The organism is Gemella sp. zg-1178 (assembly GCF_018790995.1).
In the GTDB taxonomy this organism is placed as follows: domain Bacteria; phylum Bacillota; class Bacilli; order Staphylococcales; family Gemellaceae; genus Gemelliphila.
Window position 1 is genome coordinate 1 of record NZ_JAHKEI010000014.1, and the last position, 17157, is coordinate 17157.

17 protein-coding genes are annotated in these 17157 nt (G+C 31.4%); 12 read left to right on the top strand and 5 right to left on the bottom strand.

The features are described from left to right. Positions 1-251: 251 nt before the first annotated feature. Positions 252-1124, bottom strand: coding sequence for a LysR family transcriptional regulator (locus KMP12_RS05000; protein ID WP_215756645.1), 873 nt, complete (start codon positions 1122-1124; stop codon positions 252-254). A 136-nt stretch (positions 1125-1260) separates the two neighbouring features. Between KMP12_RS05000 and KMP12_RS05005 the strand changes: the two genes are divergently transcribed. From KMP12_RS05005 to purN, 10 genes are all read left to right on the top strand, one after another. Continuing rightward, the gene (locus KMP12_RS05005; protein WP_215756646.1) at positions 1261-1830 is read left to right on the top strand and encodes a DapH/DapD/GlmU-related protein; all 570 of its coding nucleotides are present in this window, start codon (positions 1261-1263) and stop codon (positions 1828-1830) included. A 2-nt stretch (positions 1831-1832) separates the two neighbouring features. Next, positions 1833-2321 carry a cyclophilin-like fold protein gene (locus tag KMP12_RS05010; protein ID WP_215756647.1) on the top strand — a complete coding sequence of 163 codons (489 nt, stop codon included), beginning with the start codon at positions 1833-1835 and terminating at the stop codon, positions 2319-2321. 14 nt (positions 2322-2335) lie between these two features. Beyond that, entirely contained in the window at positions 2336-3301 is a 966-nt protein-coding gene (locus KMP12_RS05015; RefSeq protein ID WP_215756648.1) for an alpha/beta hydrolase, read from the top strand. A 259-nt stretch (positions 3302-3560) separates the two neighbouring features. Then, a complete protein-coding gene (gene purE / locus KMP12_RS05020) occupies positions 3561-4046 on the top strand; it encodes a 5-(carboxyamino)imidazole ribonucleotide mutase (RefSeq protein ID WP_215756649.1) in 486 nt (161 codons plus the stop codon). Continuing rightward, on the top strand, positions 4033-5166 hold the full coding sequence (gene purK / locus KMP12_RS05025) for a 5-(carboxyamino)imidazole ribonucleotide synthase (RefSeq protein WP_215756650.1): 1134 nt from the start codon (positions 4033-4035) through the stop codon (positions 5164-5166). Before purE ends, purK begins: the two co-directional genes overlap by 14 nt. A 45-nt stretch (positions 5167-5211) precedes the next feature. Next, positions 5212-8946, top strand: coding sequence for a phosphoribosylformylglycinamidine synthase (locus KMP12_RS05030; protein WP_215756651.1), 3735 nt, complete (start codon positions 5212-5214; stop codon positions 8944-8946). Positions 8947-9093: 147 nt separating this feature from the next. Next, a complete protein-coding gene (gene purC / locus KMP12_RS05035; RefSeq protein ID WP_305798417.1) occupies positions 9094-9834 on the top strand; it encodes a phosphoribosylaminoimidazolesuccinocarboxamide synthase in 741 nt (246 codons plus the stop codon). A 10-nt stretch (positions 9835-9844) separates the two neighbouring features. Continuing rightward, entirely contained in the window at positions 9845-11314 is a 1470-nt protein-coding gene (gene purF, locus KMP12_RS05040) for an amidophosphoribosyltransferase (protein ID WP_215756653.1), read from the top strand. Positions 11315-11433: 119 nt separating this feature from the next. Next, on the top strand, positions 11434-12462 hold the full coding sequence (purM, locus tag KMP12_RS05045) for a phosphoribosylformylglycinamidine cyclo-ligase (RefSeq protein WP_215756654.1): 1029 nt from the start codon (positions 11434-11436) through the stop codon (positions 12460-12462). Next, positions 12452-13024, top strand: coding sequence for a phosphoribosylglycinamide formyltransferase (purN, locus tag KMP12_RS05050; protein ID WP_215756655.1), 573 nt, complete (start codon positions 12452-12454; stop codon positions 13022-13024). The genes purM and purN overlap by 11 nt, the downstream gene beginning before the upstream one ends. A gap of 26 nt (positions 13025-13050) precedes the next feature. On the opposite strand, the gene KMP12_RS07715 is transcribed toward purN, so the two are convergent. Further along, positions 13051-13176 carry a hypothetical protein gene (locus tag KMP12_RS07715; protein WP_256442625.1) on the bottom strand — a complete coding sequence of 42 codons (126 nt, stop codon included), beginning with the start codon at positions 13174-13176 and terminating at the stop codon, positions 13051-13053. Positions 13177-13379: 203 nt separating this feature from the next. Between KMP12_RS07715 and KMP12_RS05055 the strand changes: the two genes are divergently transcribed. After that, complete coding sequence (locus KMP12_RS05055; protein WP_215756656.1) at positions 13380-14783, top strand: ABC transporter permease subunit; 1404 nt, start codon at positions 13380-13382, stop codon at positions 14781-14783. 8 nt (positions 14784-14791) lie between these two features. Further along, a complete protein-coding gene (locus tag KMP12_RS05060) occupies positions 14792-15526 on the top strand; it encodes an amino acid ABC transporter ATP-binding protein (RefSeq protein ID WP_215756657.1) in 735 nt (244 codons plus the stop codon). Positions 15527-16000: 474 nt separating this feature from the next. Here the strand turns inward: KMP12_RS05060 and KMP12_RS05065 are convergent, their stop codons facing one another. From KMP12_RS05065 to KMP12_RS07600, 3 genes are read right to left on the bottom strand one after another with little or no spacing between them, the layout of a single operon-like run. After that, entirely contained in the window at positions 16001-16414 is a 414-nt protein-coding gene (locus tag KMP12_RS05065; protein ID WP_216280201.1) for a TlpA family protein disulfide reductase, read from the bottom strand. Next, on the bottom strand, positions 16396-16575 hold the full coding sequence (locus tag KMP12_RS07595) for a hypothetical protein (RefSeq protein ID WP_252344710.1): 180 nt from the start codon (positions 16573-16575) through the stop codon (positions 16396-16398). Before KMP12_RS07595 ends, KMP12_RS05065 begins: the two co-directional genes overlap by 19 nt. An 11-nt stretch (positions 16576-16586) precedes the next feature. Then, positions 16587-16994, bottom strand: a complete 408-nt coding sequence (locus tag KMP12_RS07600) for a cytochrome c biogenesis protein CcdA (protein ID WP_252344711.1) — start codon at positions 16992-16994, stop codon at positions 16587-16589. Positions 16995-17157: the final 163 nt, after the last annotated feature.

Sequence of the window (17157 nt, forward strand, 5' to 3'; positions counted from 1 at the left end):
AACAACCGTTACTCCTAACGAAGTAACGGCTGTTGAACAATGGATAAATCGTTATCCACGTAAATTATTTAATTATGTATGTCCTTATGACTTGCCTGAGGTGGCTAACTTACTATTGTAATTTGCGAAAATTTAAAATTTTAATTCTAGGATTGTCAAATATATGTGATAAAACATTTATAAAGACAGCTAAGTTGAGTTTTTAAAATACTTCTTAAGTATTTCGTCTGGAGTTTTAAAATTTTAGTAAATTATATAGTTTTGTTAAGTTCTTCTAAAAATAAGGAAGCAGATTGTGAAAGTAATTTTTTGTTAGACCATATTATTTTCATTGGCGATGAGAAGCGGGGTTCAATTTCTTTAAAACATAAATCGCTTTGTTGGCTAACATCTACTAGCTTATTAAAGCACAGGGCATAACCTAAATTTTCTTTTACAAAAAGACTTGCATTATATAGAAGGTCATAAGTTCCCACAATATTTATTTTATCTTTCATTTCTTTTAGTTCGTTGGGCATTTCATCAGAAAATCCTTGTCTTGATATAATAAGGGGTAAGTTTGCAATTTCTGGAATGGTAATTTTTTCTTTTTTAGCAATAGGACTATCCTTTCTCATTAGTATTCCCCATATATCCTTGTAGGGTAGTTCTTTGTACTTATAATTTGAAGTGTCAACCGACTGAACAGTTATGGCAAAATCTAAAATTCCCTTGTCTAATTTTTCTGTAACAGTTTGATAATTGCCGCTATACAAATGAAATTTTATATTCGGATATTTTTGATTTAATGATTTTATTGTTTTGGCAATAGTAGTTATTCCATAAGATTCTGCACAACCTATATGTAATTCTCCCCCATTAAATTTATTCATTGTATGAAATTCTGCTGTCGTTTTATCCACTATATCTATTATATCTAAAGCTCTTTTGTAAAAAATTTCTCCTTCTGTGGTTAGCTGTATACTATGGTTTAGCCTATTAAATAATTTTTGTTGTAGTTCTTCTTCTAAGTCTTTTAATTGTCTTGATATTGTAGGTTGAGTAACATGTAAATTTTTGGCAGCTTTGGTAATATTTTTTTCTTTTGCTATTTCTATAAAATATCTTAAAACTCTAATTTCCATAACTTATTCTCCTAAAAATATTTAATTTATTATAACATAAGAAATACTAAATTACTATAACTAGATATAATATATAGGTATTTGCTATTTCTATTTTTAAATTTTATAATTATTTATAGGAGCAAGGCGGTATAAGATGAATTTAGAAAAATTTTTAGAATATATGGAGCAGGATAGGATAATAAAAGCGGGTTCTGAAATACATGAGTATATGCATTATTTATCTCAAGAAGCTATAAAAATTACTATGGAGATAAATAATAAATACCACAGCCAAGAAGAGATAAAAATTTTAATGGAGGAATTAACAGGAAGAAAAATTGATGATAGTTTTGTTCTTTTTCCTCCCTTTTATACAGATTGCGGAAAAAATATTCAAATAGGTAAAAATGTTTTTATTAATGCCGACTGTAAATTTCAGGACCAAGGAGGTATTGAAATTGGTGATGGTAGTCTTATAGGTCATGGAGTTGTTTTAGCAACAATTAATCATGAACTTAGTCCTGAAAAAAGAGGGAATATGCTAGCCTCTAGAATTAAAATAGGTAAAAATGTCTGGATTGGTTCTAACTCTACAATATGCCAAGGGGTAGAAATAGGAGATGGAGCAGTTGTGGCAGCTGGTTCGGTTGTTACAAAAAATGTGGAGAAAAATACTCTTGTCGGCGGAGTTCCTGCGAGATTTATAAAAAATATTAAGGAGTAATTTTGAAAAAGATATTCTTTTTACTGTTGATTGCAATATTCTTATTGTCAGCTTGTAATCACAGTTTCAATAAAAAAGTTGATACAAATTCAAATAATAATTCGGAAGAAAAAATAGAAATGAATAAAAAAATAGATAATTTAAAATTAAATGTAAAAATAGATAATTTTAATTTCACAGCAAAATTAGAAAACAATGTAGCTGTTAGAGACTTAATAAATTTATTAAAAGAAAAACCTATCATTATAGATATGCAAGATTATTCAGGTTTTGAAAAAGTTGGTTCTCTTGGTCAAAGTATAGCTAGTGATGATAAGAAAATTACAAGTCAAAAAGGTGATATTTTTTTATACAATAGTAGAGATATTGTAATATTTTACGGCACGAATACTTGGAATTACACAAAAATAGCAAGTATAGATGATGTAGGAGATTTAGAAAAAGCTATGAATAATAAAAATGTTAGAGTAGAATTTTTACTTATAAAATAAAGGAGGAATAATTTGTGGAAAATTTAAATTTAACTAGAGAGTGGGATAAAACTTTTGAAAAAAGTGTAGATATTGAACATAAAAAAGTAATTTTTGTAAATCGTTACGGAATTACACTTGCGGCTGATTTGTATAGCCCAAAAAATCAAGAAGAAAAACTACCTGCTATTGCAGTTTCTGGACCCTTTGGAGCGGTAAAAGAACAATCTTCTGGTCTGTATGCACAAGAAATGGTAAAAAGAGGCTTTATTACTCTTGCCTTTGACCCGTCATTTACTGGTGAAAGTGGCGGAGCTGTCAGAAATGTTGCTTCTCCCGATATAAATACGGAAGATTTTTCAGCGGCGGTAGATTTTCTTTCGGTACAAGAAAATGTGAATGCAGAAAAAATTTCTATAATTGGTATATGTGGTTGGGGAGGTATGGCATTGAATGCCGCTGCCATAGATACGAGAATTAAAGCAACTGTTGCCTCTACGATGTACGATATGACAAGGGTAATTTCAAAAGGATATAATGACCAAGTAGATGCTGAGCAAAGATATGAAATTCGTAAACAATTAAATGAGCAAAGAAGCCTAGATTATAAAAATGGAGATTACTTGCTTGCTGGTGGTGTAGTTGACCCGCTACCAAAAGATGCTCCTGAATTTGTAAAAAATTACTATGATTATTATAAAACTGCTAGGGGTTATCACAAACGTTCTTTAAATTCTAATAAGGGTTGGAATGTAACTTCAAGTATTTCTTTTATGAATATGCCAATTCTGCAGTATACAGATGAAATAAGAAGTGCCTGTTTAATCATACATGGCGAAAAAGCTCACTCTCTTTACTTTGGCAAGGAGGCTTTTAAAAAGTTAAGAGGGAATAATAAAGAACTTTTTATAATTCCAAATGCAAATCATGTAGACTTATATGATAGGTTAGATATTATACCTTTTGATAAAATAGAAGATTTTATCAGAAAAAATATTTAGAATATTTATATTAAAAATTTTATAAAAAATTTTCAGGTCAAAGCTGTCAACCTCCCCCTAAATACATCTAAAATCTATATTACTAAATTTAGTAGTATAGATTTTTATTTTTATAAAACACAAACATTATTTTTAAAAACCAAGAAAATTTTTATTTTTTACGAATATTATTTGCTAAAGAGATAAACAAGTGATATAATTAAAAGAAAATACGAATATTAATTTTAAATATTGAAATAAACAAAGGAGTTTACGAATAATGAAAAAAGTAGCGGTCATAATGGGTAGTTCTAGCGATTGGCAGACGATGAAACTTACCTGTGCTTTACTTGATGAATTTGGTGTAGACTATCACAAACAAGTGGTCAGTGCCCACAGAAGTCCAGACCTAATGTATGATTTTGCTAAAAATGCAAAAGATAGAGGCTTTAATATTATTATTGCGGCAGCAGGTGGGGCTGCTCATCTTCCGGGAATGGTAGCCAGCCTTACGACTTTACCAGTAATTGGAGTTCCTATAAAAAGTAGTAATCTAAGTGGTGTAGATTCTTTGTATTCGATAGTGCAAATGCCAGCTGGAGTACCAGTAGCTACTATGGCAATAGGAGATGCTGGAGCAAAAAATGCTGCCCTATATGTTGTTAGAATGCTTGCTTTAAGTGATGTTGAAATTCATAAAAAATTATTAAACTATATAGAAAAAGCAAAAATTCAGGTAGGAGTGATGAATAATGACCTTGTTTAAAACTATAAATCCGCCTGCTTGTATCGGAATAATTGGAGGTGGGCAACTAGGTAAGATGTTGTCAGTAGCTGCTAAAACTTTAGGTTATAAAACTATTGTTTTAGACCCGAGTGAAAATGCTTGTGCAAAAGGTGTGGCTGATGAATTTATTTTGGCAGACTATAATGACAAGCACGCTTTAAAACTTTTGGCAGAAAAAACAGACCTTATAACTTATGAATTTGAAAATATTCCGGCAACTTCTGTAAAATGGCTAGAAGAATGTGGAGGTTATGTCCCACAAGGCTACAATGCTCTAGCAATTTCTCAAGATAGGTTGCTAGAAAAAAATAAGTTAGTAGAAGCTGGTTTTGAAGTTGCCCCCTATAAAAAAGTAGATACAAAAGAAGAATTAATAGTTTCATGTAGAAGTCTAGGTTTTCCTTGCATTTTAAAAACTCGCTTTGGAGGTTATGACGGCAAGGGACAAGTAAATATTTTTAAGGAAGAAGATATAGAAGAAGCCTCAAAATTATTAAGTCTACCCTGTATTTTAGAAAAAAGACTTGATTTTGAAAAAGAAGTTTCGGCTGTATGTGTTAAGTCGGTGGCAGGAGATTTTGATATTTTTCCCATAGGAGAAAACAGTCATAAAAATAGTATCCTCCACATAAGTTTAGTACCTTGTCAAATAGAAAAATCTTTAGTAGATAAAATACAGGTTTCAGCCAAAAAGTTTTTTGAAAATTTTAATATTGTGGGAATACTGACCATAGAATTATTTTTGGTTGATGGGAAATTACTTGCCAATGAAATTGCACCAAGACCCCACAATTCTGGACACTGGACAATAGACGCTGCTAATATTAGCCAGTTTGAACAACACATCAGGGCAATATGTAATCTCCCCTTGTTGAAATCAGAATATTTACAAGCCAATGCTATGATTAATTTACTGGGTCAAGACTATGAAATTTTAATAAAAAATATTTCTGAAATAGGCAGTATATCGAAAATACATTTATACGAAAAAAAAGGTAATGCACATAACAGAAAGATAGGGCATTTAACTGTTTTGGATAAGGATATTGAAAATTTAAAGAAAAAAGTAAGAACAATAGAAAAGATATTAGATAAGTAAGTTAGTAGCTTAATAAATTATAAAATAAAATATAAGGAAGTTATTATGATAGATAAAAGAATTTTTGTTGAAAAGAAAAGTGGTTTCCAAGTAGAAGCGGAATCGCTACAAAAAGAATTAAATGAATTTTTAGGAATAAATATAAGAGAACTAAGAATAATAAATGTTTATGACATATTTAATGTAGATGAAGAGTTACTAAATCGTGCTGAAGAAAGTATTTTTGCTGAGAGAGTAACTGATAATATATATAGTGAGTTAGAAATTAAGGATTATAATCTTTACGCAGTAGAGTTATTGCCTGGGCAATTTGACCAGAGGGCTGACGCAGCTATACAGTGTTTTAATTTGCTTGAACCTGAAAATGAAGTTAGTGTTAAAAGTGGCAAGATATATTTATGGCAGGGGGCGTCTTTAGAAGCAGAGATTACAGCTATTAAGAAATATCTTTTAAATCCTATTGAATCAAGAGAAAAAAACTTGCAAGTCTTTGCCTTGGAAGAAAATTTATATCCAGAAAATGAAGTAGTCCTAGTTGATAATTTTACAAATCTTGCTGGAGATGAACTGAAAAATTTATCTACATCATTAGGTTTGGCTATGAGCTTAGAAGATTTACTACATATTCAAAAATATTTTAAAACTTTGAATAGGCAACCAACTTTAACAGAATTAAAAGTTTTGGATACTTATTGGTCGGACCACTGTCGACACACAACTTTTTTAACTGAAATAGAGAATGTGAGTATAGAAAAATCTTTTATTTCTAAAGCAATAGAAAAAACTTATGACTTATATAAGGATTTACGAAAAGAAGTTGGTCGTGAAAATAAACCAGAAAATCTTATGGATATGGCAACAATAGTAATGCGTCATCAAAGAGCAAAAGGAATGCTTGCAGATGTAGAATTTTCCGAAGAAAATAATGCTTGTTCTATCTTTGTTTATGTAGATGTGAACGGAGTTTATGAAAAGTGGCTGGTGCAGTTTAAAAATGAAACCCACAATCACCCAACAGAAATAGAGCCTTTTGGTGGAGCTGCAACCTGCTTAGGTGGAGCAATTCGTGACCCCTTATCAGGAAGGTCATATATTTATCAGGCTATGCGTATTACGGGTGCAGGAGATATTACAGAGCCTTTAGAAAATACTCTTGCTGGTAAATTACCACAACGTCTTATTTCAAAAACTGCTGCTCATGGTTATTCTTCTTATGGAAATCAGATAGGTCTAGCTACAACTTATGTAAAAGAGGTATTTCATAAAGATTATGTTGCCAAACGTTTAGAAGTTGGGGCAGTGGTAGGAGCAAGTCCATATTCTGCTATTCGTCGTGAAAGTCCAGCTCCAAAAGATATAGTGTTAATGATTGGAGGAAGAACAGGGCGAGATGGTATTGGTGGAGCAACTGGTTCATCAAAAAGACACAATAAAAAATCGGTAGAAGTTGCTGCATCTGAAGTACAAAAGGGAAATGCTCCAGAAGAACGTAAACTACAACGCCTATTTAGAAATAAAGAGGTAACAAAATTAATTAAAAAATCTAATGATTTTGGTGCTGGTGGTTTGTCGGTAGCTGTTGGAGAATTGGCTGACGGAGTTCATATATATTTGGACAAGGTTCCTTTAAAATACCAAGGCTTGACAGGTATGGAAATAGCCTTGTCAGAATCTCAAGAACGTATTGCTGTTGTTATTGAAGCTAAGGATGTAGAGAAATTTAAGGCTTATTGCTATGAAGAAAATATTGAAGTAACCCATGTCGCAGATGTAACAGAAGAAAAAAGACTTTATATGACATATGGAAATAAAGTTTTTGTCGATTTAGAACGTAGCTTTTTAGATACTAATGGAGCGACCGTAAAAACAAATGTTTTATTAAAAAAACCAAGTCTGCCAAATCCTTTTGTAAAAGAAAAAGTTATAAACTACAAGGAAGAATTACTGAATGTTATGCAAGACTTAAATGTTGCTAGTCAACAGGGGCTTGTAGAAATGTTTGATGCCAGCATTGGACGAACAACAGTTTTAATGCCATACGGAGGTAAATATCAACTAACTCAAGCTGAATGTTCTGTTCAAAAAGTATCTGTTCAAAAGGGAGATACAGATACTATAACCTTATTATCCCATGGTTTTAATCCCTACTTGGCAGAGTGGTCGCAATTTCACGGAGCAAGTTATGCAGTGGTAGAATCTCTTGCTCGTATAGTAGCAACAGGTGGTAATTGGCGTAAAATAAAATTTAGTTTTCAAGAATATTTTGAAAGACTGGGCAAGGTTGAAGAAAAATGGGGAGCACCTTTTTCAGCCTTACTCGGAGCTATTGAAGCACAAAATGAATTTGGCCTAGCTGCTATCGGTGGCAAGGACTCCATGTCTGGAACTTTTGAAAATATAACTGTTCCGCCAACTTTTATATCTTTTGCCTTGACAACAGGTAAGGTTCAAGGTGTCCTATCTCCAGAATTTAAAAATCTTAATTCTTATGTCTATGTATTGGAGCATAATCCCAAAGAAGATTTTACACCCAACTACAAGCAATTAAAAAATAATTTTGATATATTAGAAAGCTTGCGTGAAAGTGGCGACTTACTAGCTATTTCATCTGTCAAAGATAAGGGACTACTAGAAACTTTTGCAAGTATGTCCCTGGGTAATAAGATAGGTCTTGAAGTAGAAAATGAAGAGATATTAGCAAAATTAAATAGCCTATCTTACGGAACTTTTGTAGTTGAAAGTAGTAAAGCCTTAGAAAATAAAGAATTTATCTTTGTCGGAAAAACTAGGTCGGGATATATTCAAATAGCTGAGGAGAAAATAGATATTGACGAAATTATTTCAACTTGGCAAAAACCTTTGGAAAAAGTTTATCCAACTACATACAAGCATGAAAAAAATTATAAAGAATATGCTTTAAAAGACTTGCTTCAACCAAAAAAAGAAATAGTTACTTCTAGTAATATTTGTTTAGGTAAGGCAAAACCCAAAGTGGTAATACCTGTATTTTACGGAACAAACTGTGAGTACGACATAGAAAATTCATTTGTGCGTGCTGGTGCAGAAGTGGAAATATTACCACTAGGAACATTAAATCCAGAAATGTTTAGAGAGTCAATCTTAGGCTTAGAAAAAGCTATAAATTCAGCTCAAATACTTGCTTTGGCTGGTGGTTTTTCAGCTGGAGATGAGCCGGACGGTTCAGGTAAGTACATAGCCGTATTTTTACAAAATCAAAAAATCAGACAAGCCATAGAAAATTTACTATTGCGAGATGGGTTAATAATAGGTATCTGCAACGGATTCCAAGCCCTTGTCAAGTCTGGACTTTTACCTTACGGTCAGTTCGATAATGTTATAGAAACTAGCCCAACCCTATTTAGAAATGATGTAAATCATCACATTTCAAAAATTGTAGCAACAAAAGTTGTGGCCAACCATTCACCTTGGTTGTCTAATATGGAAATAGGAAGTATTCATAATATAGCCGTATCACATGGAGAGGGTTCTTTTAAAGTTGCAGATGATAGTTTGAAAATATTGATAGAAAATTCTCAAATAGCCCTGCAATATGTGGACTTTGACGGCAAGCCAACAATGCATCCTAATTTCAATCCAAACGGTTCAACTTTTGCCATAGAGGCTATTACAAGTAGAGATGGAAAAATTTTAGGGAAAATGGGGCATTCTGAAAGATATACAAAAGACCTTTATAAAAATATTAAGGGAGACAAGTTCCAAGATATTTTTGGTTCAGGAGTTAAATATTTTACAGACTAACTTACTAACAAACAAAGAGGTTCTGTTAGTTGGTATAAATATAGAAGTAAAAATATTAGCTAAGTGAAAAGAGAAAAAATATTTTATTGAAAATTAATTCTAGTTAGCTTCAATAAAAATATAAATTAAAAAATATTTTAAATAAAAATTAAAGAAGAGGAAATTATGGTTGTAAGAGGAATATTACTATATAAGGGTAAAGCGAAAGAAATTTATTCAACAGATGATAAAAATAAAATAATAATGAAATATAAGGATGATGCTACAGCATTTAATGGTTTGAAAAAAGATGTTATAAATGCTAAGGGAATTTATAATAATAAAATATCTACCTTGATATATAAATATTTAATATCAAACGGTATAGCTACTCACTGGCTAGAAACTTTAAACGAGCGTGAGCAACTGTGTGAAAAAGTAGATATATTTCCGCTGGAAGTAATAGTTCGTAACAGGGCAACAGGCAGTTTAACAAAAAGACTAGGTGTAAAAGAAGGGAAAATTTTTCAAGAAGCCATATTTGAAATGTCTTATAAAAATGACGAATTAGGCGACCCCCTAATTAATTCTGCCCATGCTCTAGCCTTAGAACTAGCATCAAAAGAAGAATTAAAAGTAATAAAAGAAAAGGCCTTGTTAATAAATAATTTACTGCAAGAATTGTTTGCTAAAATAGGATTTATTCTGGTAGATTTTAAAATAGAATTTGGAAAAAATGCTAGTGGAAAAATTCTTCTTGCTGATGAAATAAGTCCAGATTCTGTACGTCTTTGGGAAAAGGAAACACTAGAAAAGTTTGATAAGGATAGATTTCGTCAAGATTTAGGCAATGTGGAAGAAGCCTATGAAGAAGTTTTATCAAGATTAGAAAAATTACTTGATAAGTAAGGAGATTTATATGAAACAGTTAAATGAAGAATGTGGCGTTTTTGGTGTATATAATCATAATAATGCCAGTAACATCAGTTATTTCGGATTGCATAGTTTACAACACAGGGGGCAAGAAGGGGCTGGTATAGTAGTTAGTGATGGAGAAAAATTAAGGGGACACAGAGATTTAGGTTTACTGTCAGAAGTTTTTGCTGACAAAGAAAAATTACATTCCTTAGCTGGAAATATAGCTATTGGTCATGTTAGATATTCAACTTCAGGTAGCAACAGCATTCAAAATATTCAACCTTTTTTATTTCATTTTTTTGATATGAGTATAGGTATTTGCCACAACGGCAACTTAATAAATGCCAAAAGTTTGCGTAAGGACTTGGAAAAAGAAGGGGCAATTTTTCATTCATCTTCCGATACGGAAGTTCTTATCCACCTAATAAGAAGAAGTAAAAAGTCTACCTTTAAGGAGCAATTAAAAGAGAGTTTGCAGAAGGTAAAAGGAGGCTTTACCTATCTAATATTAGAAAAAGACACTCTGTATGGAGTGGTAGACCCTAACGAGTTAAGACCCCTAGTATTAGGTAAAACAAAATCAGGAGCCTATGTCCTAGCTAGTGAAACTTGTGCTATTGATACGGTGGGTGCAGACTTTATTTGTAATATAGGTGCTGGTGAATTGGTAATAATAAATAAAGACGGTTATAAAATAGAAAAATATACAGACAATACTACCGTTTCGATAGCTGCTATGGAATTTGTTTATTTTGCAAGACCTGATTCTGATATAGCTGGAATAAATGTTCATACAGCTCGTAAAAATACAGGTAAAATTTTGGCAAAAGAAGCTCCAAGTCCCAATGCAGACATAGTAATAGGTGTTCCCAATTCTTCCTTATCAGCAGCAAGTGGTTATGCTGAAGCAAGCGGCTTGCCTTATGAAATGGGTCTTATAAAAAATCAATATGTGGCTCGTACATTTATTCAGCCTACTCAAGAATTACGTGAACAGGGTGTTCGTATGAAACTTTCTGCCGTAAAAGGAGTTGTTGCAAATAAAAGTGTCGTTATAGTTGATGATTCCATAGTAAGAGGGACAACTTCTGCTAGGATAGTGAAATTACTTAGGGAGGCTGGAGCAAGAGAAGTTCATGTTCGTATCGCCTCACCCCGTTTGATATTCCCTAGTTTTTACGGAATAGATATATCAACGACACAAGAATTAATAGCAGCTAACAAAACACTAGAAGAAATTAGAGATTACATTCAAGCAGACTCTCTAGCCTTTCTAAGTGAAGATGGTTTGATAGAGGGGATAGGAATAAATTATGATGCAGCTTACAAGGGACTTTGTATGGAATGTTTCAATGGAGATTATTCAGCTGGGCTTTACGACTACGAAGAAGAATATTTGAATAATTTAACACCGATACAAAACGAATATTTGGCTAGTCATAAAAGATATTTTGATGACCTAGCAAAATAAATTGACTTTTATAGCAATAAAAATATTTTTATTGGCAGTAAGTTAAAGTTTTGTTGTGTTCATATTTTAAGAAGTTATTTAAAATGTTGACAAATACATTTTTATTAAGGAGAAAATAAATGGCAAGTGAACGATATGCAAATTCTGGAGTTAGTCTAACAGCTGGTTATAATTCTGTCGAAAGAATAAAAAAACATATAGAAAGAACAAAAAATAAGGGGGCAGTAGACTTTTTCGGCTCTTTTGGAGGAGTTTTTGATTTAACAAAATATGGCTATACTTCGCCAGTTTTAGTTTCTGGCACAGACGGAGTAGGAACAAAATTGATGTTAGCCTTTATGGCAGACAAGCATGACACGATTGGGCAAGATGCAGTTGCCATGTGCGTAAATGATATTATAGCCCAAGGAGCAGATCCCTTGTTCTTTTTAGACTATATTGCTTGTGGTAAAAATTTTCCAGAAAAAATAGAAGAGATAGTAAAGGGTGTAGCTGATGCTTGTGTTCTGTCAGAAGCGGCTTTAATAGGTGGAGAAACTGCAGAAATGCCTGACATGTATTCTATTGAAGATTATGATATTGCTGGTTTTGCAGTAGGAGCCTGTAATAAAGAAGATTTGATAGACACTGATAATGTAAAAGCTGGTCAAGCTATTATAGGCTTTGCATCTTCTGGTTTCCACTCTAACGGTTATTCTTTGGTGCGTAGTGTGCTTTTCAAAGAAAATAATTTTGATATTAATCAAACTTATGGCTTGAGTGAAAAATTAGGAAATTTATTACTAGAACCCACAAAAATTTACGTTAAATTAATAAAGGCAATCAAAGAGCAGGTTAAGTTGACAGGTATGGCACATATCACTGGTGGAGGATTTCATGAAAATATACCTAGATGTTTAGGTCAGTACGGAGCAAAAATTGATGTTACTCAAGTAAAAGTTCCAGAAATAATAGATTTTGTTATTGACAAAGGAAATATTGACAGGGCAGAAGCCTATAATATATTTAATATGGGTATTGGTTTTATAGTTATAGTTGCTGATAAAGATGTGGATAAGGTTTTATCTATTGCCAAAGAGCAAGGGGAAGTAGCTTATAAATTAGGTCATGTGGTAGAAAAACAAGGAGTAGAAATAAATGGTATCTAGGGTGGCAATTTTTTCTTCAGGGAATGGAAGTAATTTTGAAGCTATCGTCAAAGAATGGCAGGCTGGCAACATAAAAAATATGGCTATAGATTTATTGTTAAGTGATAAGGCAGATGCATATGTACTTAAAAGAGCCGAGAAATATAATATAGAAAAAGCCGTATTAACACAGAAAAATTTTTCTGACAAGGCATCCTACGAAAAGGAAATTTTAAAACTTTTAATAGAAAAAAATATTGATTTTATAGTTTTAGCTGGATATATGCGACTTATCGGAGAAACAATTTTAAATTCCTATGAAGGAAAAATAATAAATATTCATCCGTCAATACTTCCTGCCTTTAAGGGTAAAGACGCTATCCAAATGGCACTTGATTATGGTGTTAAGTACACAGGTGTTTCTATTCACTGGGTTGATAGGGGTATGGATACAGGAAAAATAATTGCACAAGAAGTAGTAGCTGTTGAAGATAATGATAACTATGAAAGTTTAGCAAAAAAAATCCATAAGATTGAACATAATTTATATCCAAAAGTTATTAATGAATTACTAAATAAATAAGCTAGAGAATATTAAAATTCTCTAGCCTATTTTATATTGAACCAACCGATATTTTTAATAATTTCTTTCACTAGTTTAGGAGGTAGTTTTAAATCTTCTAAATTTTTTAAATTTAATTTTTGTTCGATAGCTTCATTATTTTTTATTTTCAAGTTATTGGGTAGAATTATTTCTTTAAAAATTTTTGAATAACTACTTAACTCCTTTGTTTTACACTTTTAATTATACAAAAATACTTAAAATTCAATCTGACTGGCTAAATTTCTAGATAATTGCTATTGAGTAACTTATAAAATTGTAGTAGAATATTAGGAATATATTTAAAATTGTTAGAAAATTTAGCTGGAGGTAGCTCATGATTTATGTAAGAAAAATATGTATTTTTATTTTATCATTTATTTTAGTAGCAAATATTTTTTTTGTCAGTGCTTTTGCTAAAGAAAAAATTGTAGTTGGATTGGATCCGACTTTTGCACCCATTGGTTTTGTAGATGAAAAGGGGGAATTTGTTGGTTTTGATATTGACCTTGCAAAAGAATTTGCCAAAAGGACAGGCAAGGATATTGAATTTAAGGCAATAAATTGGGATACGAAAGAAATTGACCTTGATAGTGGTAATATTGACTTAGTTTGGAATGGGCTAACCCATACACCAGAAAGAGCTAAGGCTATGGAATTATCTGACAAGTATCTTGATGATAATTTAGTTTTAGTATCCTTGCAAGATAAAAAATATGAGAGTTTAGAAAGTTTAAGGGGTAAAAATATTGCTGTACAGGTAAATAGTAGTTCTGAAAAAGTGGCTACTGAAAAAAAAGACTTATTTAAAGAAATAAAATCTTATCCCGACTACAACCAAGCCATGTTAAACTTAAAAAATTCTTCTGTTGATGGAGTTTTGATTGACGAAATAGTAGCCAGATACATTTCAAAAAAAGAAAATATTAATATCTATGTGTCGAAAAATATTGTTGAAAGTGCAGATTTTTCTGTTGCAGCTAAAAAAGGAAATTTAGGCTTGATTGAAGAGATCAATAAATTTTTAAGGGAAGCTAAAGCAGACGGGACCATATCCTCTTTAGAAGAAAAGTGGTTAGGGGCAGACCCTAATACACAAGAAAAAGAAACTGCAACTTTTTTTACGATTTTAGACGGTATGTATAATACGGCTTATGTTTACTTTGTTACGGTATTTATTTCCTTTCCTTTAGCCATAGTTTTATCGAGTATCTACCTTAGAAAAAATCAACTCATCAATAAAATTATTTCTGTCTATACTTGGATTTTTAGGGGTAGCCCTTTGATGTTACAATTATTTTTCTTCTATTATGGCGTCTTTCCCATGTTGAAAATAAATGTGGGTGCAATTACTTGTGCGATTATTACTTTTTCCCTAAATTATCTAGCCTACATACTGGAAATTTTGCGTGGTGGTATCGAAAGTATAGACAATGGTCAGTATGAAGCTAGTTATATTTTAGGCTATACTACTTGGCAAAGGGCTGTTTATATTATTATACCCCAAGCTATCAGAATAACCCTGCCTAGTATTGCCAACGAGGCTATTGCCTTGGTTAAGGATACATCTTTAATAAATGTTCTTGCCATTACAGAAATACTACTGATTACAAAACAAATTGCCAACAGGACAGCCAGCATTACGCCCTACATCTATGCCTTTATTATCTACCTAGCCCTAAATGCAGTTATTGTTTTTGTATTTAATAGACTAGAGAAAAAATATGCAATAAAAAATTAGGAGGCCCCATGTTAAAGTTAGAAAATGTTAGTAAAGTTCTTAACGATAATAAAATTTTAAACAATATATCCCTTGAAATATCAGAAGGAGAAATAGTCGGCTTAATCGGAAAAAGTGGGAGTGGCAAGTCTAGTTTACTACGTTCAGTAGCTGGCTTGTCGGGTATAGATGGGGGTCTTATTACATACAAAAATGAAATCATAAGTAGCGAGCAGGCCTTTAAAGCAAAAAGCCCCTTGAGTAGTGAAATAGGTATGGTGTTTCAACACTTTAACCTATTCAATCACTGGAATGTCTTGGAAAATGTTTATAAAACTTTGGTATTAGTAAAAAAAATAAGCAAGGAAACAGCCCTACAAAAAGCAAAAAAAGCCTTGGAACAAGTCGGCTTGGCTAATTATTTTGACCGTAGCATAGGTCAATTATCCGGAGGACAAAAACAAAGAGTTGCTATAGCAAGAACTTTGGCAATGGAAAGCAAGCTAATTTTATTTGACGAAGCAACAAGTGCCTTAGACCCGGAAAGTAGTAAAGAAATAATGAAACTAATGATAGATTTAAAAGAAAAATACCTAGTTACCATGATAATAGTTTCCCATGAATTATCATTTATCCGAGATATTTGCGACAGGGTTTATTTTATGGAAAATGGAATTATAGTAGAAGAAAATAGGGCAGACATTATTTTCAGTAAGCCAAAAAACAAGAGAACACAAGAATTTTTAAAAGACTATATAATTTAAAGTAAAATTTTATTTTCTGTATTAATAAGTTTAGGTTTAAATAAGTAGTTATCTTAAAAAATTCACTTAGATATAAGCCAGTAGCAAAATAATTTTTTAGATTTTACTTAGAAAAATTATAAATAAAGGCTAGTTACAAGATAGTAGCTAGTTTTTTGCTATCAAAGACCCTAATATTTAACTTAAATATTGAGATGAATTTAGTAGAAATTAATTTAATAGCAAGAAGTAAAATTTAGAAATTTAGAAAAAATTTTATGGCATTTATTTTTGAATATACTATTTTAAATTTATATTTTGATAGCAACTATATAATGTAAGATTTTATCCTAGCTTTTTAAATTTTATGTTAGGGATATTAGCGTAAATTTAAAATTCACTTAGGCTATAAGCTAGTAGCAAAATAATTTTTTAGATTTTACTTAGAAAAAATATAAAATAAAGGCTAGTTACAAGATAGTAGCTAGTTTTTATTTATGTTAATTCATTAATATTTTTTTCTAATATTTCTTTATTGATAGAACCGGGGAATTGATAATTAATAGTTCCGTCAGAATTTATAAAAATATGAGTTGGAAATGAACGGATAGCGTAGTTTATAATAAATCTGCCGTTGTAGTCGAATAAAACTGGGTAGCTAATACCCAAACTTTTTACCCTGTCTAAAATAACATCTTTTTTATTGTCTTGTGCATTGACATTTTTAAATTCTGCATCGCTTGGCGAAGTCATTGACAATAACACCACATCATCTTTATTTTTTAATTTTTGATAGACTTCCTCTAGTTCTGGAATTTCTTTGATACACGATCCGCACCAAGACGCCCACATATTAATATAAACTTTTTTGCCCTTAAAATCACTAAGTTTTACCTCGTTGCCGTCAATATCTCTTGCTGTAAAATTAAAGACTTCTTTTTTGCCTGTCGTTTGACTTTTAGTAGTTTCAGTTTTTTGGCTAGGCTCTTGTGTCGCTGTATTTTTTCTTCCTTAGAGCAAGCCGTAGTTATTAAGGATAAAGTCAATAGAATTGGTATAATTTTTTTCATTTTAAAGCTCCTTAAATAAAATATCTAATTACTATATTTTGGAAATAACCAGTTAAAATAGAAATACCTATAAGAATTAAGATTATTCCAGAAATAGTAACTGCGTATTTTAAAATATTTGTTTTCTTTTTTAATATATTCAGTATTTTTGTTGTAAAGATTGTCACAATTAAAAATGGTGGAATAAAACCCAGTGAATGTACTAAAATCATTATCATGCCCATTAGTCCTGTGTGGCTACTCGCATACAAAAAGACGCTGGCAAGTATTGATCCAATGCAGCTTGTCCAAGAAAAGCTAAATGTAAAACCCATAATAATAGCAACTAGGGGATTTATTTTTTGAAATTTTCTTTTCTTTAGAGAAAATTCTTGCTTAAAGAAATTAAAATTGATAAGTCCTATTTGGATTAAGCCCATACTGATAATTAGAATACAACTAATAATTTGAATAATTTTAATTTGTATGTTTAAAAAAGCTACTGATAAAGCAAGTAGCAAAATCTATAATAAAAAATGTTATAGCTATAACCATAATAAAGAAAAGTGAATTAATTATAGCTTTCTTTCTATTGAAAGTAAT